This is a genomic window from Streptomyces niveus (assembly GCF_001723055.1).
Lineage (GTDB): Bacteria > Actinomycetota > Actinomycetes > Streptomycetales > Streptomycetaceae > Streptomyces > Streptomyces niveus.
Genome location: NZ_MDCR01000111.1, coordinates 16,171 through 33,347 on the forward strand (window position 1 = coordinate 16,171; position 17,177 = coordinate 33,347).

Consider the following 17,177-nt stretch of genomic DNA (forward strand, 5'->3'; position numbering starts at 1 on the left):
GTTGAGCAAGGGACTGGCGAGGCCCCCGTGGCGCGGCTTGATCCTATGCCGTAGCACCTCGTTACGGATGCGTACATCCTCGAAAAATGCAGGTGTCCAACCAGCCACGAACGATCCAACTCGGCCATTTCCGGCGGCAGAAGTCCCCACGAATCCGTAAGCGGAATCACCGAATCGTTGCATCCTCACCATAACTGACCAGCCCAGCGAGGCCTGTTGGGCCTCCGACCGGCTGGCCAGCGGAATGTCCCGGGCGGTGCTTCGGCGTGTCGGCTTGACTGGAACAACAACTGTCAGAATGTCGTCAGGACATGAGAAGTCGCCGAGCTGAACAGGCCTGCCACGAACGGCATTTCGGTCACCACCGCACACATCGCGCGGATCACGGAACCTGCGAGGCCTCACGCGGAGTGCCCGACACTCCGGGACAACGGTGACATCCACGGCGCCGCGTCCGCAGGAGGGAAGTCCGGGCATGAGAAAAGGCTCTGACCGGCGTATCGCGGTCAGAGCCTTTGTTCCGGAAGTGCCCCCGGCAGGATTCGAACCTGCGCACCCGGCTCCGGAGGCCGATGCTCTATCCCCTGAGCTACGGGGGCGTATCGCCGTGAATCTTGGCGACGGGTGAAACCTTACCAGCCCCGACAGGGTCGTCGTGAACAGGTATTTGGCGAGCGCCGCGCGGCCGGGCCCCCGCCCGGGGGTCCCCCGGGCGGGGGGAGAAGTGGGGAAAACCCGGACGCGGCCCGGGACGCCGCCCTACTCTCAAGCTGTGTCAGGCGCGTCAGGCCGGGTGCTCGTTGTCGATGACAACAGGGTCATCAGGCAGTTGATCAGGGTCAACCTGGAGCTGGAGGGCTTCGAGGTCGTGACCGCGGCCGATGGTGCCGAGTGCCTGGACGTCGTTCACCAGGTCAGGCCCGATGTGATCACCCTCGACGTCGTCATGCCGCGCCTCGACGGCATCCGCACCGCCGCCCGGCTGCGGGCCGATCCGGCGACCTCGCACCTGCCCGTGGCGATCATCAGTGCCTGTACGCGGTACGAGGTGGAGACCGGCACGGCCGCCGGCGTGGACGCCTTCCTCGCCAAGCCCTTCGAGCCGACCGAGCTCGTCAGTGTCGTACGCCAGCTGATACGCCGGGAGGGCCCGCCGTCCTTGGACGGCTGGCATGGGGCCGGGCGTGCGGGAAGCACGCCCGGAAGCGCGCGAGGCTGACGACGCCCCTCCGGGTGCCCGCATCGCGAAACCGGTTCGCGAAGAGGTCCCCCTCCTCCCATACGCTTGTCCCGTGACCCCCGCCGACCTCTCCCGAACCGTGCTGCGCGCCGTGCGCCGCGCGGTCGACGAGGGTGTGCTGACCGGGCCCGTACCGGACAGCGTCCAGGTGGGGCGCCCAGGCCCCGGCGGCAGCGGCGACTACGCGACCTCCGTCGCCCTGCGGCTCGCGGGCCCCGCCCGCCGCAGCCCCCACGACGTCGCGCACATCCTGCGCACCGAGATCCTGCGGGCCGGCCCCGGACTGAGCCGCGTCGACGTCACCGGACCCGGCTTCCTGAACTTCACCCTCGCCCCCGGCAGCCGCGCCGGCCTCGTCCGGGCCGTCACCGACGCCGGGATCCGGTACGGGCACGGGGACGCCCTCGCCGGCACCACCGTGGTCCTCGCCCCCGCCGACGAGCCGCGCGCCGCCGTCTGGGCCGAGACCGTCGTACGGCTGCTGCGCGCCCAGGGCGCCGACGCCCGCACCGGCGGGGACGCCACGGAGCGGCTGACCGTACGCCCGGTGCCCGCCCGCCTCGCGGGTGACCTCTTCGCCCGCCTCGGGCCCGACGCCGCCCGCTGGGGCCTGCTGCGGCCCGCCGCGCACGACCGGCCCGCGACGGGCGACGACCTCCTCGTACAGCACGAGACCAACCCCCTGTTCACGGTGCGCTACGCCCACGCCCGTACCCGCGCGCTCCTGCGCAACGCCGCCGGTCTCGGCATCCCGTCAGGCGGCGGCGACCCCCGCGACTCCGGGGCCCGCCCGCTTCTCGACACCATCGGCGACCACCCCGGCGTACTCGCCGCCGCCGCCCGCCATCGCGCCCCCGACCGGGTCGCCCGCCATCTCGAACGCACCGCGGAGGCGTTCCTGCACTTCCAGGAGACCTGCCGCCCGCTGCCCGCCGGCGACGAGAAACCCTCGGCCGCCCACCGTTCCCGGCTCGCACTCGCCGAAGCCGCCGGGACGGTGCTGGCCGGTGGCCTCACCCTCCTCGGCGTCGACGCGCCCGAACATCTCTGAGAGAGCCACGAAGACCATGAGCCGTTCCGCCCACCCCGCCGGGCCCCGCTACGCCGACGTGCACACCGAGGGCCACTACTCCCCGCCGCCCGCCGACCTCAACGCCCTGGACGAGAAGATCTGGTCGCGTACGGTCCGCCGGGACGAGGACGGTGTCGCCACCGTCGCCGGACTGCCGGTCACCCGCCTCGCCGAGGAGTTCGGCACCCCCGCGTACTTCCTCGACGAGGCCGACTTCCGGGCCCGCTGCCGCGCCTGGACCGACGCCTTCGGCAAGGACGCCGACGTCTTCTACGCGGGCAAGGCGTTCCTGTCCCGCGCCGTCGTCCACTGGCTCAAGGAGGAGGGGCTCAACCTCGACGTCTGCTCCGGCGGCGAGCTGGCCACCGCGCTCGACGCGGGCATGCCCCCCGAGCGCATCGCGCTGCACGGCAACAACAAGTCCGTGCACGAGATCGAGCGCGCCGTCTCCGCGGGCGTCGGCCGCATCGTCCTCGACTCGTTCCAGGAGATGGTGCGCGTCGCGCACATCGCGCAGCGCCTCGGCCGCGTCCAGCCCGTGCAGATCCGCGTCACCGTCGGCGTCGAGGCCCACACCCACGAGTTCATCGCCACCGCCCACGAGGACCAGAAGTTCGGCATCGCGCTGGCCGACGGACAGGCCGCCGAGGCCGTCCGCCGGGCACTGCGGCTCGACGGCATCGAACTCATCGGCATCCACTCGCACATCGGCTCGCAGATCTTCGACATGGCGGGCTTCGAGGTCTCCGCGCGCCGCGTCGTCGAGCTGCTGGCCGCCGTCCGCGACGAACACGGCGTCGAACTCCCCGAGATCGACCTCGGCGGCGGCCTCGGCATCGCGTACACCCCCGAGGACGACCCCCGCGAGCCGCACGAGATCGCCAAGTCGCTGACCGCGATCGTCACCCGCGAGTGCGAGTCCGCCGGGCTGCGCACCCCCCGGATCTCCGTCGAGCCCGGCCGCGCGATCGTCGGCCCGACCGCCTTCACGCTCTACGAGGTCGGCACCGTCAAGCCCCTCCCGGGGCTGCGCACGTACGTGAGCGTCGACGGCGGCATGTCGGACAACATCCGCACCGCGCTGTACGACGCCGAGTACAGCGTCGCCCTCGTCTCCCGCCGCTCCGACGCCGAGCCGATGCTCTCCCGCGTCGTCGGCAAGCACTGCGAGAGCGGTGACATCGTCGTACGCGACGCGTTCCTGCCCGCCGACCTGGCGCCGGGCGACCTCATCGCGGTCCCCGCCACCGGCGCGTACTGCCGCTCGATGGCGAGCAACTACAACCACGCGCTGCGCCCGCCGGTCGTCGCCGTCAAGGACGGCGCGGCGCGGGTCATCGTCCGGCGTGAGACGGAGGAAGATCTCCTGCGGCTCGACGTCGGCTAGCCGGCACGCAAGGCCGGACAGGGCCCGGTGCCCCGAAGGCTGAGATAGATGTCTCGCATGACGGACGGAGGGGTGAAACTTCCGTCCGGTGCGTGAGACTGGTCCACATCGCTGTGAGAGGGAATCGAGGTCGCATGATGCGTACGCGTCCGCTGAAGGTGGCGCTGCTGGGCTGTGGAGTGGTCGGCTCAGAGGTGGCGCGCATCATGACGACGCACGCCGACGACCTGGCCGCGCGGATCGGCGCCCCCCTGGAACTCGCCGGGGTCGCCGTCCGCCGTCCCTCCAAGGTGCGCGAGGGCATCGACCCCGCGCTGATCACCACGGACGCGACGGCGCTGGTCAAACGCGGCGACATCGACGTCGTGGTCGAGGTCATCGGCGGTGTCGAGCCCGCCCGCACACTGATCACCACCGCCTTCGAGCACGGCGCGTCCGTCGTCTCGGCCAACAAGGCGCTGCTCGCCGAGGACGGCGCGACGCTCTTCGCGGCGGCCGAGAAGCACGGCAAGGACCTCTACTACGAGGCCGCCGTCGCCGGCGCCATCCCGCTGCTGCGCCCGCTGCGCGAATCCCTCGCGGGCGACAAGGTCAACCGCGTGCTGGGCATCGTCAACGGCACCACGAACTTCATCCTCGACCGGATGGACTCCTCGGGCGCCGGCTACTCCGAGGCGCTGGACGAGGCGACGGCGCTCGGTTACGCGGAGGCCGACCCGACCGCCGACGTCGAGGGCTTCGACGCCGCAGCCAAGGCCGCGATCCTCGCCGGGATCGCCTTCCACACCCGCGTACGCCTCGACGACGTCCACCGCGAGGGCCTGACCGAGGTCACCTCCGCCGACATCGCCTCCGCGCGGCGCATGGGCTGCACCGTCAAGCTCCTCGCCATCTGCGAGCGCGCCGTCGACGGGAAGTCGGTCACCGCCCGCGTGCACCCGGCGATGATCCCGCTCAGCCACCCGCTCGCCTCGGTGCGCGAGGCGTACAACGCGGTCTTCGTGGAGGCCGAGGCGGCCGGCCAACTGATGTTCTACGGCCCCGGGGCGGGCGGCGCGCCCACCGCGTCCGCCGTGCTCGGCGACCTCGTCGCGGTGTGCCGCAACCGGCTCGGCGAGTCCACGGGGCCCGGCGAGTCCGCGTACACCCGGCTGCCCGTCAGCTCGATGGCCGAGGTCGTCACGCGCTACCACATCAGCCTCGACGTGGCCGACAAACCGGGTGTACTGGCCCAGGTCGCGACGGTCTTCGCCGAGCACGACGTGTCGATCGACACCGTGCGCCAGCAGGGCCGGCTGGACAGTGAAGGACTCGGCGGCGAGGCATCTCTCGTCGTCGTCACCCACCGCGCGCCCGACGCCGCCCTCTCGGGCACCGTCGAAGCGCTGCGCAAGCTCGACACCGTGCGCGGTGTCGCCAGCATCATGCGTGTTGAAGGGGAGTAAGGGACCCATGACGAGCATCGGCACCCACCAGTGGCGCGGCATCATCGAGGAGTACCGGGACCGGCTGCCGGTCACCGAAACGACGGCGGTGGTCACGCTCCGCGAGGGCGGTACACCGCTCGTCCCCGCCCAGGTCCTCTCCGAACTCACGGGCTGCGAGGTGCACCTCAAGGTCGAGGGCGCCAACCCGACCGGGTCGTTCAAGGACCGCGGCATGACGATGGCCATCACGCACGCCAAGGAGGCGGGCGCCCAGGCCGTCATCTGCGCCTCCACCGGCAACACCTCGGCGTCGGCCGCCGCGTACGCGGTACGGGCCGGCATGGTCTGCGCCGTCCTGGTGCCGCAGGGCAAGATCGCGCTGGGCAAGATGGGCCAGGCGCTGGTGCACGGCGCGAAGATCCTCCAGGTCGACGGGAACTTCGACGACTGTCTGACGCTGGCGCGCGGACTGTCCGACAACTACCCGGTGGCGCTGGTCAATTCGGTCAATCCGTCCCGTATCGAGGGCCAGAAGACGGCGGCCTTCGAGATCGTGGACGCGCTCGGTGACGCCCCCGACATCCATGTGCTGCCCGTCGGCAACGCCGGCAACATCACGGCGTACTGGAAGGGCTACACGGAGTACACCAACGACGGCCCGGCCACCCGTCGCCCGCGCATGTGGGGCTTCCAGGCGTCCGGTTCGGCGCCGATCGTGCGCGGCGAGGTCGTCAAGGACCCGCACACCGTGGCCACCGCGATCCGGATCGGCAACCCGGCGTCCTGGCAGCAGGCGCTCGCCGCCCGCGACGAGTCGGGCGGGTTCATCGACGAGGTGACGGACCGACAGATCCTGCGTGCCTACCGGCTGTTGGCCGCACAGGAGGGCGTCTTCGTCGAGCCCGCGTCGGCCGCGTCCGTCGCCGGTCTGCTCAAGGCGGCCGAGGACGGCAAGGTCGATCGCGGGCAGCGGATCGTCTGCACCGTCACCGGGAACGGGCTCAAGGACCCGGACTGGGCGGTCGCGGGAGCGCCGCAGCCGGTCACCGTGCCGGTGGACGCGGTGACGGCGGCGGAGCGGCTCGGACTCGCGTAACGCGCCCCCGGTGCGGCCCGTGGTCACGGAAACCGGCCCCGCGGCCGCACAAAGCACACCAAGACGCTTCATAGGCGCACAGGAAGCCACGCGACACGCATCGTGCGCCTCCTGTGCGCCCTATGTCGCCACAGAACCTTCCTTCGATAAGGTGTGCCTGACCCGCCCCGCCGCATATGCCGCGGTGTTGTCGCCCTCGTGGTCGTCGGGTGTCTGACGTATCTCGCCGAAATCCCGCAGTCTCGCAGCCTCGTCTCCGTTCGCCCCGCCTCTGCTCGCCCCGTCTCCGTCCAGCCTTCCTCGCCGTCACACAAGGAGAGTCGTCTAAGCGATGGCCGGTCCAGCTTTCCGCGCCGCCGCCGTACGGGTGCGCGTCCCCGCCACCAGCGCCAACCTCGGGCCGGGATTCGACGCCCTCGGCCTGTCGTTGGGGCTCTACGACGACGTGGTGGTCCGAGTCGCCGACTCCGGGCTGCACGTCGACATCGCCGGCGAGGGCGCCGGAACGTTGCCCCGCGACGAGAACCACCTCCTCGTACGGTCCCTGCGCACCGCGTTCGACCTGCTCGGCGGCCAGCCGCGCGGCCTGGAGGTCGTCTGCGCCAACCGCATCCCGCACGGCCGGGGCCTCGGCTCCTCGTCCGCCGCCATCTGCGCCGGGATCGTCGCCGCGCGCGCCGTGACGATAGGCGGCGACGCCCGGCTCGACGACACGGCGCTGCTGGAGCTGGCCACCGAGATCGAGGGCCACCCCGACAACGTCGCCGCCTGTCTGCTCGGCGGATTCACCCTCGCCTGGACCGACGGGGGAGCGGCACGCGCCATCCGTATGGAGGCCGCCGATTCCGTGGTCCCCGTGGTGTTCGTACCCGACCGGCCCGTCCTGACCGAGACCGCGCGGGGACTGCTCCCGCGCGCCGTCCCCCATGTGGACGCGAGCTTCAACGCGGGCCGCGCCGCGCTGCTCGTCGAGGCGCTGACCAGGCGTCCCGACCTGCTGCTCGCCGCCACCGAGGACCGGCTCCACCAGGAGTACCGCGCCCCGGCGATGCCGCAGAGCGTGGAACTGGTCAACCGACTGCGGGCGGACGGCGTCCCCGCGGTCATCTCCGGCGCGGGCCCCACGGTCCTGGCGCTGACCGAGGACAGTGCGGCCGACAAGGTCGCACGGCTGGCCGGCGAGGGCTGGGCGGCGAACAGGCTCGGCCTCGACGGCACGGGCGCGACCGTTCTGCCGCTGGGATCTCAGTGACGGTGGATTGCCGGTGAGTGAGAGGGGGAATGTTTGTTGGAGCCGGTAGTGTTAACCTCAAGTCTGCACCCGAAGTCTTTGTGGCTCGGTGCTTCGCGTCCCCATTCGGGACCACCATTCTTCCGGGAGCCTCCCCGACTGCCTGCGCAGCCTGCCTGAGCAGTCTTGAGCACGCCCCGGAACCGGCACGACACCCCTCGCTATGTCCAGGAGTGGGCCGAGCAGGGGGACCTCGGGCCGGACCCATTGCATGTACGCAAGTCTTCCGCCGTACCCGGCGGGACCATCGCCCCGACTTCGGCCGGTGATCGACACGATCACAACCCGCGGTCGGACAGCACAACCGGTCGCCGAGCCAGAAGGCCGACGTCCGCTCCAGGGAAGGACCCTTCGTGAGCGACACCACCGATCTGATGGGCGTGAGCGCCGACAACAGCGTCGACACCGCCGCGCCCGCCGAAGGTGCTGCCACCGGCACCACCTCACGGCGCCGCCGCTCCGGCACCGGCCTCGACGGCATGGTCCTGGCCGAGCTCCAGCAGGTCGCGTCAGGCCTCGGCATCAGGGGCACCGCGCGGATGCGCAAGAGCCAGTTGATCGAGGTCATCAAGGAGGCGCAGGGCGGCGGTTCGCCCGCGCCGAAGACCGACGGGACGGCCGGCGGCGACGCCGAGGCGAAGCCCAAGCGGCGCGCCACCTCCAAGGCCCGTACGGGCGACGCGGCCCCGGCCGCCGACGCCCCCGCCGACCAGGCCCCGGCCAAGGCGGCGAAGACGGAGAAGGACGGCAAGGCCGACTCCTCGATCGACATCCCGGGCCAGCCGGCCAGTGACGACCAGCCCGCGGGCGAGCGTCGTCGGCGCAGGGCCACCGCGCAGGCGGGCAGCCCGGACACCAAGACCGAGACCCGCGAGTCGGGCACCGACACCGTCGTGGACGAGCGGCCCGACGCCAAGGCCGAGGCCGCCGTCTCCGCGTCCGACCGCGCCGAGGCCGACGGCCGCCGCGGCGACCGCCAGGAGCGCGGCCAGCGGGGCGAGCGCGGTGAGCGTGGCGACCGCCAGAGCCGCCAGCGTGACCGCCGCGGCAAGGGCGACGACCAGCAGGGCGGCGGCCAGCAGGCCGGCGGCCAGCGCCAGCAGCGCCAGGGCCAGAGCCAGGGCGGTCAGAACCAGGGCAACGGCCCGCAGGACGACTTCGACGACGAGGCGGGCGGCCGGCGCGGCAGGCGCGGCCGGTACCGCGACCGCCGGGGCCGTCGTGGCCGCGAGGAGTTCGGTGGCGGCGGCGAGCCGCAGGTCGCCGACGACGACGTGCTGATCCCCGTCGCGGGCATCCTCGACATCCTCGACAACTACGCGTTCATCCGGACCTCCGGCTATCTGCCGGGTCCGAACGACGTGTACGTGTCGCTCGCCCAGGTCCGTAAGAACGGCCTGCGCAAGGGTGACCACGTCACCGGCGCGGTGCGCCAGCCCAAGGACGGCGAGCGCCGCGAGAAGTTCAACGCGCTCGTGCGCCTGGACTCGGCGAACGGCATGGCGGCCGAATCGGGCCGCGGGCGGCCGGAGTTCCAGAAGCTCACCCCGCTCTACCCGCAGGACCGGCTCCGCCTGGAGACCGACCCGGGTGTGCTGACGACGCGGATCATCGACCTCGTCGCACCGATCGGCAAGGGCCAGCGCGGTCTGATCGTGGCCCCGCCGAAGACCGGCAAGACCATGATCCTGCAGGCCATCGCCAACGCGATCACGGTCAACAGCCCCGAGTGCCACCTGATGGTCGTCCTCGTCGACGAGCGTCCGGAAGAGGTCACCGACATGCAGCGGTCGGTGAAGGGCGAGGTCATCTCCTCGACCTTCGACCGCCCCGCCGAGGACCACACCACCGTCGCCGAGCTGGCCATCGAGCGCGCCAAGCGCCTCGTGGAGCTGGGTCACGACGTGGTCGTCCTGCTGGACTCCATCACCCGCCTGGGCCGCGCGTACAACCTCGCGGCCCCGGCCTCCGGACGCATCCTGTCCGGTGGTGTCGACTCGACCGCGCTCTACCCGCCGAAGCGCTTCTTCGGCGCGGCGCGCAACATCGAGGACGGCGGTTCGCTGACCATCCTGGCCACCGCGCTCGTCGAGACCGGCTCGCGCATGGACGAGGTGATCTTCGAGGAGTTCAAGGGCACCGGCAACATGGAGCTCAAGCTCGACCGCAAGCTCTCGGACAAGCGCATCTTCCCGGCGGTCGACGTGGACGCGTCCTCCACCCGTAAGGAAGAGATCCTGCTCGGCAGCGACGAGCTGGCCGTCGTCTGGAAGCTGCGCCGGGTGCTGCACGCGCTCGACCAGCAGCAGGCCATCGAGTTGCTGCTGGACAAAATGAAGAAGACGAAGTCGAACGCCGAGTTCCTGCTTCAGATTCAGAAGACGACTCCGTCCCCCGGAAACGGCAACGACTGACGTACCCACTGACGTCCGTTTGCTCAACTTCCTTATGGATCCGCCCCGTTACTCCGGTGACGGGGCGGATTTCTGCATGTAACATTCGTTTAGCCGTTCCATCCCCCCACACGGCGCCAAACCAATTCCCTTGATTAGTGGGAGATTTGCGTGCGTGTGTCGCCTCATGGCAGACCTGTATCGAAAATGGGAAGACTCATTGCCTGCGGTACGGCGGTAGTCGCCGTCCTCTCCGGCGGACTGGCGAGCACGGCCCAGGCCGATGACAACGGCGGCGAGAAGTTCCTGCCGCCCAAGAACTCCGAGGTCGTCAGTACCAAGGACGTCTCCACGCGCATCATCGGCGGAACGAACACCTCCATCAGCAGCGCGCCCTGGATGGTGCAGCTGCTTTTCGAGTTCGACAACGACGGATACTTCTACTTCACCTGTGGTGGAACGCTCGTCGCGCCCAACAAGGTTCTTACGGCGGCGCACTGCGTCACCGACGAGAACGGGAAAGCGCTCGACATGGTCGGGCGCGGCATGATTCTCGCCAACACGGCCAAGCTCGCCGGCGGTCCGAACGACGAGGGCACCGCGGTCTCCATCAGCCGCTCGTACCACGCCGGCTCGTACAACGCGGACACCATCGACAACGACGTCGCGCTGCTGACGCTCGCCAAGCCCCTCACGGGCACCCCGGCGCAGCCCGCGCCGTACCGCGAGACCACCCGCTACGCGCCGGGCACCACCGCCACCACCTACGGCTGGGGCATGACCGGCTCGTCCCCGGACGACCGGCTGGCCGACACCCTCCAGCGGGTGACGCAGCCGCTGCGCTCGGACGCCGAGTGCTCGGAGAACCTCGACACCTCGCTCGGTCTGCCCGGCGCGTACAAGGCCGGGCACATGATCTGCGCGGGCAACGGCGGTACGGGGAACGACGCCACCGGCAAGGCGACCTGCCCCGGTGACTCCGGCAGCCCGATGATGGTGAACGGCCGGATCATCGGCGTCACCTCCTGGGGTGTCGCCACACAGTCCGAGCTGTGCAACTTCGGTGGCACGTACGACGTGTACACCAAGGTGTCGACCTACATGCCGGCCCTCCAGCCGCGCATCGAGGACACCAACTTCAGCCGGGACACCAAGGCCGACCTGTGGGCCCGTACGAGCTCGGACGGGAAGGCCTACACCTTCACCTCCACCGGCTCCACGTTCGCCTCCCGCAAGGCGTTCACGGGCTCCTTCAGCGCGTACAACCTGGTCGTCCAGACCGACCTGAACCGGGACGGTTACGAGGACCTCGTCGCGCGCGGCAACTCGGGCGACGTGTACTGGCTGCACCGCTCCGCGACCAGTTCCACGTACACGAAGACCAAGATCTTCAGCGCCTGGAACACCTTCCGCGCGATCGTCACCCCCGGTGACGTCACCGGCGACGGCCACCCCGACCTGCTCGCGGTCGCCTCCACCGGCCAGCTCCGGCTCTACCCGGGCCTGGGCAACGGCAAGTTCAGCGCCTCCACCGCGGTCGGCACCGGCTACCAGCTCTACAACCAGGTGCGCGGTCACGGTGACTTCACCAACGACGGCAAGCCCGACCTGCTGGTCCGCCGGGGCAGCACCGGTGACCTGCTTCTCGCCAAGGGCACCGGCAACGCCGCCGCCCCGTTCGAGACGCCCGTCGTGGTCCGCACCAACTGGTCCGCGTACACCACCATCGCCACCCCGGGCGACGTGACCGGCGACGCCAAGCCCGACGTCGTGGTCCGTAACGCGGCCGGCAGCCTGTACCTGCTCAAGGGCACCGGCAAGGCCACCTCCGAGATCTTCGCCACAGGTGTGAAGATCGGATCCGGCTGGACCGGCTACCACACCATCGCGTGAAACCGCAGGTGAGAACCGGCTGACCGGTCACCGACCGGTATGTCTCTGTGGCCCCCGCCCCGGCGGGGGCCACAGCTTGTTGTGCAACCCTGCCAGCTTCCCCGTGCGTCTGAACGACGGACGAACCGTGCCACGTAAGCGCCGCGGGAGCCGACGAGGCCGACGAGAGCCGAGGAGCACATGAGCGAGCAGAGCAGGGGCGGCCGAATACGGGCGACCGGATCGCGCCGCAAGAAGCCCAGCACGCGCCGACGCGCCACGACCCTGGCGGCCTGGTCGGCCGCCGCACTGGTCCTGGTCGGCGGATCCGGTCTCGGCTACGTGTACTTCAAGCTCAACGGCAACATCCAGGGCGTCGACATCAACGCCAGACTCGGCACCGACCGCCCCGTGGACGTCGACAACGGCTCGATGGACATCCTCGTACTCGGCTCCGACTCGCGCTCCGGCGCCAACTCCGAGTACGGCGCCGACCAGGGCGGAGCCCGCTCCGACACCGCGATGATCGTGCACGTCGACGAGGGCCACAAGAGCGCCAGCGTCGTCTCCGTACCGAGGGACACGCTCGTCGAGCGCCCCGACTGCGAGACCGACAACGGCACCGCCGCGGGCGCCCGGCGGGCCATGTTCAACACGGCGTACGAGGTCGGCGGCCCGGCCTGCGCGGTGAAGACCGTCGAGAAGATGTCCGGCATCCGCATGGACCACTACATCGAGGTCGACTTCACCGGGTTCAAGCAGCTCATCGACGATCTCGGCGGGGTGAGGATCACCACCAAGGAGGCGATCGACGACCCCGACAGCCATCTGAAGCTCGAACCCGGCCCCCACACGCTGAACGGCGAGCAGGCGCTCGGCCTCGTCCGCACCCGCCACAGCGTCGGCGACGGCAGCGACCTCGGCCGGATCCAGCTCCAGCAGGCCTTCATCAAGGCCCTGATCAACCAGGTCAAGGAGATCGGCCTGCTCAGCAGCCCCAAGAAGCTGTACGCGATCGGCGACACCGCGACCCGCGCGATCACCCCCGACTCCGAGCTCGACTCGGTCAGGGAACTCGTCAGCTTCGCCGGCGGCCTCAAGAGCCTCGGGGCCTCGGACGTCAACATGATCACGCTCCCCGTCCAGTACGACCCGGCGGACCCGAACCGCGTCGTACCGCTGGAGAAGGCGTCCCAGCAGGTGTGGGACGCGCTGCGGGCGGACAAGCCGATCCCGGCGTCGGCGACCGAGGACTCCGCCGGTGACAAGGGCGGCGCGGCCGACGTGGTCACCGGCGGATGAGCGCGGACGAGCAGTCCGTGGCCGGGCGGACGCGCCCCGTGGCGGCGGAATAGATCCGCGGCCACCCCGGTTTTGGAGATACGGCCGGTCCTGGCAGACTGGATCGTCGGCCCCGGTTCACGTACGAGCATCCGCGCGTGCGACCCGGCGCCTTCCTCGCCTGGCGAGGATGTTCCCTAGGAGACACCTTGAAGCGCGACATCCACCCCACGTACGTCGAGACCCAGGTCAGCTGTACCTGTGGTGCGTCGTTCACCACTCGCAGCACGATCGAATCGGGCTCCGTCCGTGCCGAAATCTGCTCCGAGTGCCACCCGTTCTACACGGGCAAGCAGAAGATCCTCGACACCGGTGGCCGTGTGGCCCGCTTCGAGGCCCGCTTCGGCAAGGCTGCCGCCGGCTCCGCCAACAAGTAGCGAGCCAACTGCGCCGGTTCTCGGCGCCCCAGCCCTGGGGCGTCGGGACCGGCGCTTTGCCGTCCCGCAGCACCTTCCCAAGCACCTTCGCGCAGCACTTCCGTACGCAACCCAGGAGCCCCCGAATGTTCGAGGCGGTCGAGGAACTGGTCGGCGAGCACGCCGACCTGGAGAAGAAGCTCGCCGACCCGTCGGTCCACTCGGACCAGGCGCACGCCCGCAAGCTGAACAAGCGGTACGCCGAACTCACCCCGATCATCGGGACGTTCCGCGCCTGGAAGCAGACCGGCGACGACATCGAGACGGCCCGTGAGTTCGCGGCGGACCCCACCGACCCGTCGGCGGGCGAGTTCGCCGCCGAGGTCAAGCTGCTGGAGAAGCAGCGCGAGGAACTGACCGAGAAGCTGCGTCTGCTGCTCGTCCCGCGCGACCCCAGCGACGACAAGGACGTCATCCTGGAGATCAAGGCGGGCGCGGGCGGCGACGAGTCGGCGCTCTTCGCCGGCGACCTCCTGCGGATGTATCTGCGCTACGCGGAGCGCGTCGGCTGGAAGACCGAGATCATCGACGCCACCGAGTCCGAGCTGGGCGGCTACAAGGACGTCCAGGTCGCCGTGAAGACCAAGGGCGGCAACGGGGCCACCGAGCCCGGACAGGGCGTCTGGGCGCGGCTGAAGTACGAGGGCGGGGTGCACCGCGTGCAGCGCGTGCCCTCCACCGAGTCGCAGGGCCGGATCCACACCTCGGCGGCCGGTGTCCTCGTGACGCCGGAGGCGGAGGAGGTCGAGGTGGAGATCCTCGCCAACGACCTGCGGATCGACGTCTACCGCTCGTCGGGCCCCGGCGGCCAGTCCGTCAACACGACCGACTCCGCCGTCCGGATCACGCATCTGCCCACCGGCGTCGTCGCCTCCTGCCAGAACGAGAAGAGCCAGCTCCAGAACAAGGAGCAGGCCATGCGTATCCTGCGCTCGCGGCTGCTCGCCGCGGCACAGGAGGAGGCGGAGAAGAACGCGGCGGACGTCCGGCGCAGCCAGGTGCGTACCGTCGACCGGTCCGAGAAGATCCGTACGTACAACTTCCCGGAAAACCGGATCTCGGACCACCGCGTCGGCTTCAAGGCGTACAACTTGGACCAGGTGCTCGACGGTGAGCTGGCGGCAGTGATCCAGGCCTGCGTCGACGCCGACTCGGCGGCGAAGCTCGCAGCCGCCTGACGCGCCTCCGCCCCGCCCGTACCCGATCACGTCCCCCTCCCCGTCTACGTCTCAGGAGGAACCAGCGTGCAGCCACCTTCTGGGGGGCCCAGCGACCCCCAGCGGCTCCGCCGCGGGCCCGCCCCCCGCAGTCTGCTGCTTGCCGAGGTGGCCCAGGCCACCCAGCGGCTGGCCGACGCGGGCGTGCCGTCGCCGCGGTTCGACGCGGAGGAACTCGCCGCGTTCGTGCACGGCGTCAAGCGCGGAGAGCTGCACAGCGTCGTGGACGAGGAGTTCGACGCCCGCTACTGGGAGACCGTCGCGCGCCGCGAGGCCCGCGAGCCGCTCCAGCACATCACCGGGCGCGTGTTCTTCCGCTATCTGGAACTCCAGGTCGGGCCAGGGGTGTTCGTGCCCAGGCCGGAGACCGAGTCCGTCGTCGGCTGGGCCATAGACGCGGTCCGCGCGATGGATGTCGTGGAGCCGCTGATCGTCGATCTCTGCTCGGGATCGGGCGCCATCGCGCTCGCCATGGCCCAGGAGGTGCCGCGCTCGCGTGTGCACGCCGTGGAGCTGTCCGAGGACGCCCTCACCTGGACGCGGAGGAACGCCGAGGGGTCCAGGGTCACCGTGCACCGCGGAGACGCTCTGACGGCCCTCCCGGACTTCGACGGCCAGGTCGACCTGGTGATCTCCAACCCGCCGTACATCCCGCTCACCGAGTGGGAGTACGTGGCGCCCGAGGCCCGTGACCACGACCCGCAGATGGCGCTCTTCTCGGGCGAGGACGGCCTCGACACGATCCGCGGCATCGAACGCACCGCGCACCGGCTGCTGCGGCCCGGCGGCCTCGTCGTCGTCGAGCACGCGGACACCCAGGGCGGCCAGGTCCCGTGGATCTTCAGCGAGGAGGCCGGCTGGGCGGACGCGGCGGACCACCCGGACCTGAACAAACGCCCCCGCTTCGCGACGGCCCGCAAGGCACTGCCGTGAGGGCCACCACGAGTAGTCCCGTACACCGCAACACATCCAGAGGGGATCGTTAGATATGGCACGGCGATACGACTGCAACGACGCGACCGACCGTACGACCGGTCTGCGTGAAGCCGCGTCCGCCGTCCGTCGCGGCGAGCTCGTCGTCCTGCCCACCGACACCGTCTACGGGCTCGGCGCCGACGCGTTCAGCTCCGAGGCCGTCGCCGACCTCCTCGACGCCAAGGGCCGGGGCCGTAACATGCCCACGCCCGTGCTCATCGGCTCCCCGAACACCCTGCACGGCCTGGTCACGGACTTCTCGGAGCAGGCCTGGGAGCTCGTCGACGCCTTCTGGCCCGGCGCCCTCACGCTCGTCGCCAAGCACCAGCCCTCGCTCCAGTGGGACCTCGGTGACACTCGCGGCACCGTCGCGATCCGGATGCCGCTGCACCCCGTCGCGATCGAGCTGCTGACCGAGGTCGGCCCGATGGCCGTCTCCTCCGCCAACCTGACCGGACACCCCGCGCCGGAGGACTGTGACGCGGCGCAGGAGATGCTGGCGGACGCCGTCTCGGTCTACCTCGACGGCGGGAAGACCCCCGGCATCGTCCCGTCGTCGATCGTGGACGTGACCGGCAAGGTCCCGCTGCTGCTGCGCGCGGGCGCCGTCGACGCCGACGAGCTGCGCAAGGTCGTACCCGACCTCGAGGTGGCCAATTGACCGCCCCTGAGGGGCGTGGCATAGCGGGACTCCCCGACACCTTCCGCATCCTCCACGTCAGTACCGGCAACGTGTGCCGCTCGCCCATCACCGAGCGGCTGAACCGCCATGCCCTCAGCGACCGCCTCGGCGAGCGCCTGACGGGCGGGCTCATCGTGGAGAGCGCGGGCACCTGGGGGCACGAGGGGGCTTCGATGGAGGCCAACGCGGAGGCCGTCCTGGCGGATTTCGGCGCGGACCCGTCCGGCTTCGTCGGGCGGGAACTGCTGGACGAGCACGTCATCCGCGCCGATCTGGTGCTCACCGCGACGCGTGACCACCGGGCGCAGGTCATCTCGATGGGGCACTCGGCGGGGCTGCGGACCTTCACGCTGAAGGAGTTCACGCGTCTCGTACGGGCCATAGACCCCGCGACGCTGCCCGACCCCCTCGACGAGGGTGTGGTCGAGCGGGCCCGTGCGCTGGTGCGTGCCGCCGCCGCGCTGCGCGGATGGCTGCTCGCCCCGAACGCGGAGGCGGACGAGGTCTACGACCCGTACGGCGCCCCGATCACTTTCTTCCGGTCCATCGGCGACGAGATCCACCAGGCGCTGGACCCGGTGGTGACGGCGCTCACGGGCGTACCGACCCGGCACTGACAGCGGGCCGCTCGCACACCGTCGACCTGCGGCGACGTACGGTGAGAAACGCGGCGGGGCATAGGGTGTGACGAGTTTGTGCAACCATCGCGCCGCCGTGTATGTCCTTACCTCATGTGGCAACGCGCATTCCAACAGCCGTCCTTCCCCG

The 17,177-nt window shown here is 70.6% G+C and carries 14 protein-coding genes and 1 tRNA gene; 14 read left to right on the forward strand and 1 reads right to left on the reverse strand.

Translation table 11 applies throughout. The features are described from left to right. Positions 1–527: 527 nt before the first annotated feature. A tRNA-Arg gene (locus BHU15_RS14685) sits at positions 528–599 on the reverse strand. A 125-nt stretch (positions 600–724) separates the two neighbouring features. Here BHU15_RS14685 and BHU15_RS14690 point away from each other — a divergent pair. The 14 genes from BHU15_RS14690 (at position 725) to BHU15_RS14755 (ending at position 17,026) form a co-directional block, all read left to right on the forward strand. Beyond that, positions 725–1,219: a response regulator gene (locus tag BHU15_RS14690; protein WP_079128144.1), complete on the forward strand. Its 495-nt coding sequence runs from the start codon at positions 725–727 to the stop codon at positions 1,217–1,219. Positions 1,220–1,292: 73 nt separating this feature from the next. Beyond that, entirely contained in the window at positions 1,293–2,291 is a 999-nt protein-coding gene (nrtL, locus tag BHU15_RS14695) for an ArgS-related anticodon-binding protein NrtL (RefSeq protein WP_069627607.1), read from the forward strand. 16 nt (positions 2,292–2,307) lie between these two features. Then, the gene (lysA, locus tag BHU15_RS14700) at positions 2,308–3,699 is read left to right on the forward strand and encodes a diaminopimelate decarboxylase (RefSeq protein WP_069627608.1); all 1,392 of its coding nucleotides are present in this window, start codon (positions 2,308–2,310) and stop codon (positions 3,697–3,699) included. Positions 3,700–3,833: 134 nt separating this feature from the next. Beyond that, on the forward strand, positions 3,834–5,144 hold the full coding sequence (locus BHU15_RS14705) for a homoserine dehydrogenase (protein WP_171908368.1): 1,311 nt from the start codon (positions 3,834–3,836) through the stop codon (positions 5,142–5,144). Between the two features lie 7 nt (positions 5,145–5,151). After that, on the forward strand, positions 5,152–6,222 hold the full coding sequence (thrC, locus tag BHU15_RS14710) for a threonine synthase (RefSeq protein WP_069627609.1): 1,071 nt from the start codon (positions 5,152–5,154) through the stop codon (positions 6,220–6,222). 331 nt (positions 6,223–6,553) lie between these two features. Continuing rightward, complete coding sequence (thrB, locus tag BHU15_RS14715; protein WP_023538653.1) at positions 6,554–7,474, forward strand: homoserine kinase; 921 nt, start codon at positions 6,554–6,556, stop codon at positions 7,472–7,474. A 392-nt stretch (positions 7,475–7,866) separates the two neighbouring features. After that, complete coding sequence (gene rho, locus BHU15_RS14720; protein WP_069627610.1) at positions 7,867–9,927, forward strand: transcription termination factor Rho; 2,061 nt, start codon at positions 7,867–7,869, stop codon at positions 9,925–9,927. A 186-nt stretch (positions 9,928–10,113) separates the two neighbouring features. Beyond that, positions 10,114–11,799 carry a trypsin-like serine protease gene (locus BHU15_RS14725; protein WP_069627611.1) on the forward strand — a complete coding sequence of 562 codons (1,686 nt, stop codon included), beginning with the start codon at positions 10,114–10,116 and terminating at the stop codon, positions 11,797–11,799. 180 nt (positions 11,800–11,979) lie between these two features. After that, entirely contained in the window at positions 11,980–13,080 is a 1,101-nt protein-coding gene (locus BHU15_RS14730; protein WP_069627612.1) for an LCP family protein, read from the forward strand. Positions 13,081–13,268: 188 nt separating this feature from the next. Continuing rightward, on the forward strand, positions 13,269–13,496 hold the full coding sequence (rpmE, locus tag BHU15_RS14735; protein WP_023538649.1) for a 50S ribosomal protein L31: 228 nt from the start codon (positions 13,269–13,271) through the stop codon (positions 13,494–13,496). A 125-nt stretch (positions 13,497–13,621) separates the two neighbouring features. Next, positions 13,622–14,713, forward strand: a complete 1,092-nt coding sequence (gene prfA / locus BHU15_RS14740; protein ID WP_069627613.1) for a peptide chain release factor 1 — start codon at positions 13,622–13,624, stop codon at positions 14,711–14,713. A gap of 132 nt (positions 14,714–14,845) precedes the next feature. After that, positions 14,846–15,685 carry a peptide chain release factor N(5)-glutamine methyltransferase gene (prmC, locus tag BHU15_RS14745; protein ID WP_031229521.1) on the forward strand — a complete coding sequence of 280 codons (840 nt, stop codon included), beginning with the start codon at positions 14,846–14,848 and terminating at the stop codon, positions 15,683–15,685. A gap of 55 nt (positions 15,686–15,740) precedes the next feature. Next, positions 15,741–16,388 (forward strand): L-threonylcarbamoyladenylate synthase, encoded by a 648-nt coding sequence (locus tag BHU15_RS14750; protein WP_023538646.1) that lies wholly within the window; start codon positions 15,741–15,743, stop codon positions 16,386–16,388. Next, the gene (locus BHU15_RS14755; protein ID WP_023538645.1) at positions 16,385–17,026 is read left to right on the forward strand and encodes an arsenate reductase/protein-tyrosine-phosphatase family protein; all 642 of its coding nucleotides are present in this window, start codon (positions 16,385–16,387) and stop codon (positions 17,024–17,026) included. Before BHU15_RS14750 ends, BHU15_RS14755 begins: the two co-directional genes overlap by 4 nt. The last annotated feature ends 151 nt before the right edge of the window (positions 17,027–17,177 follow it).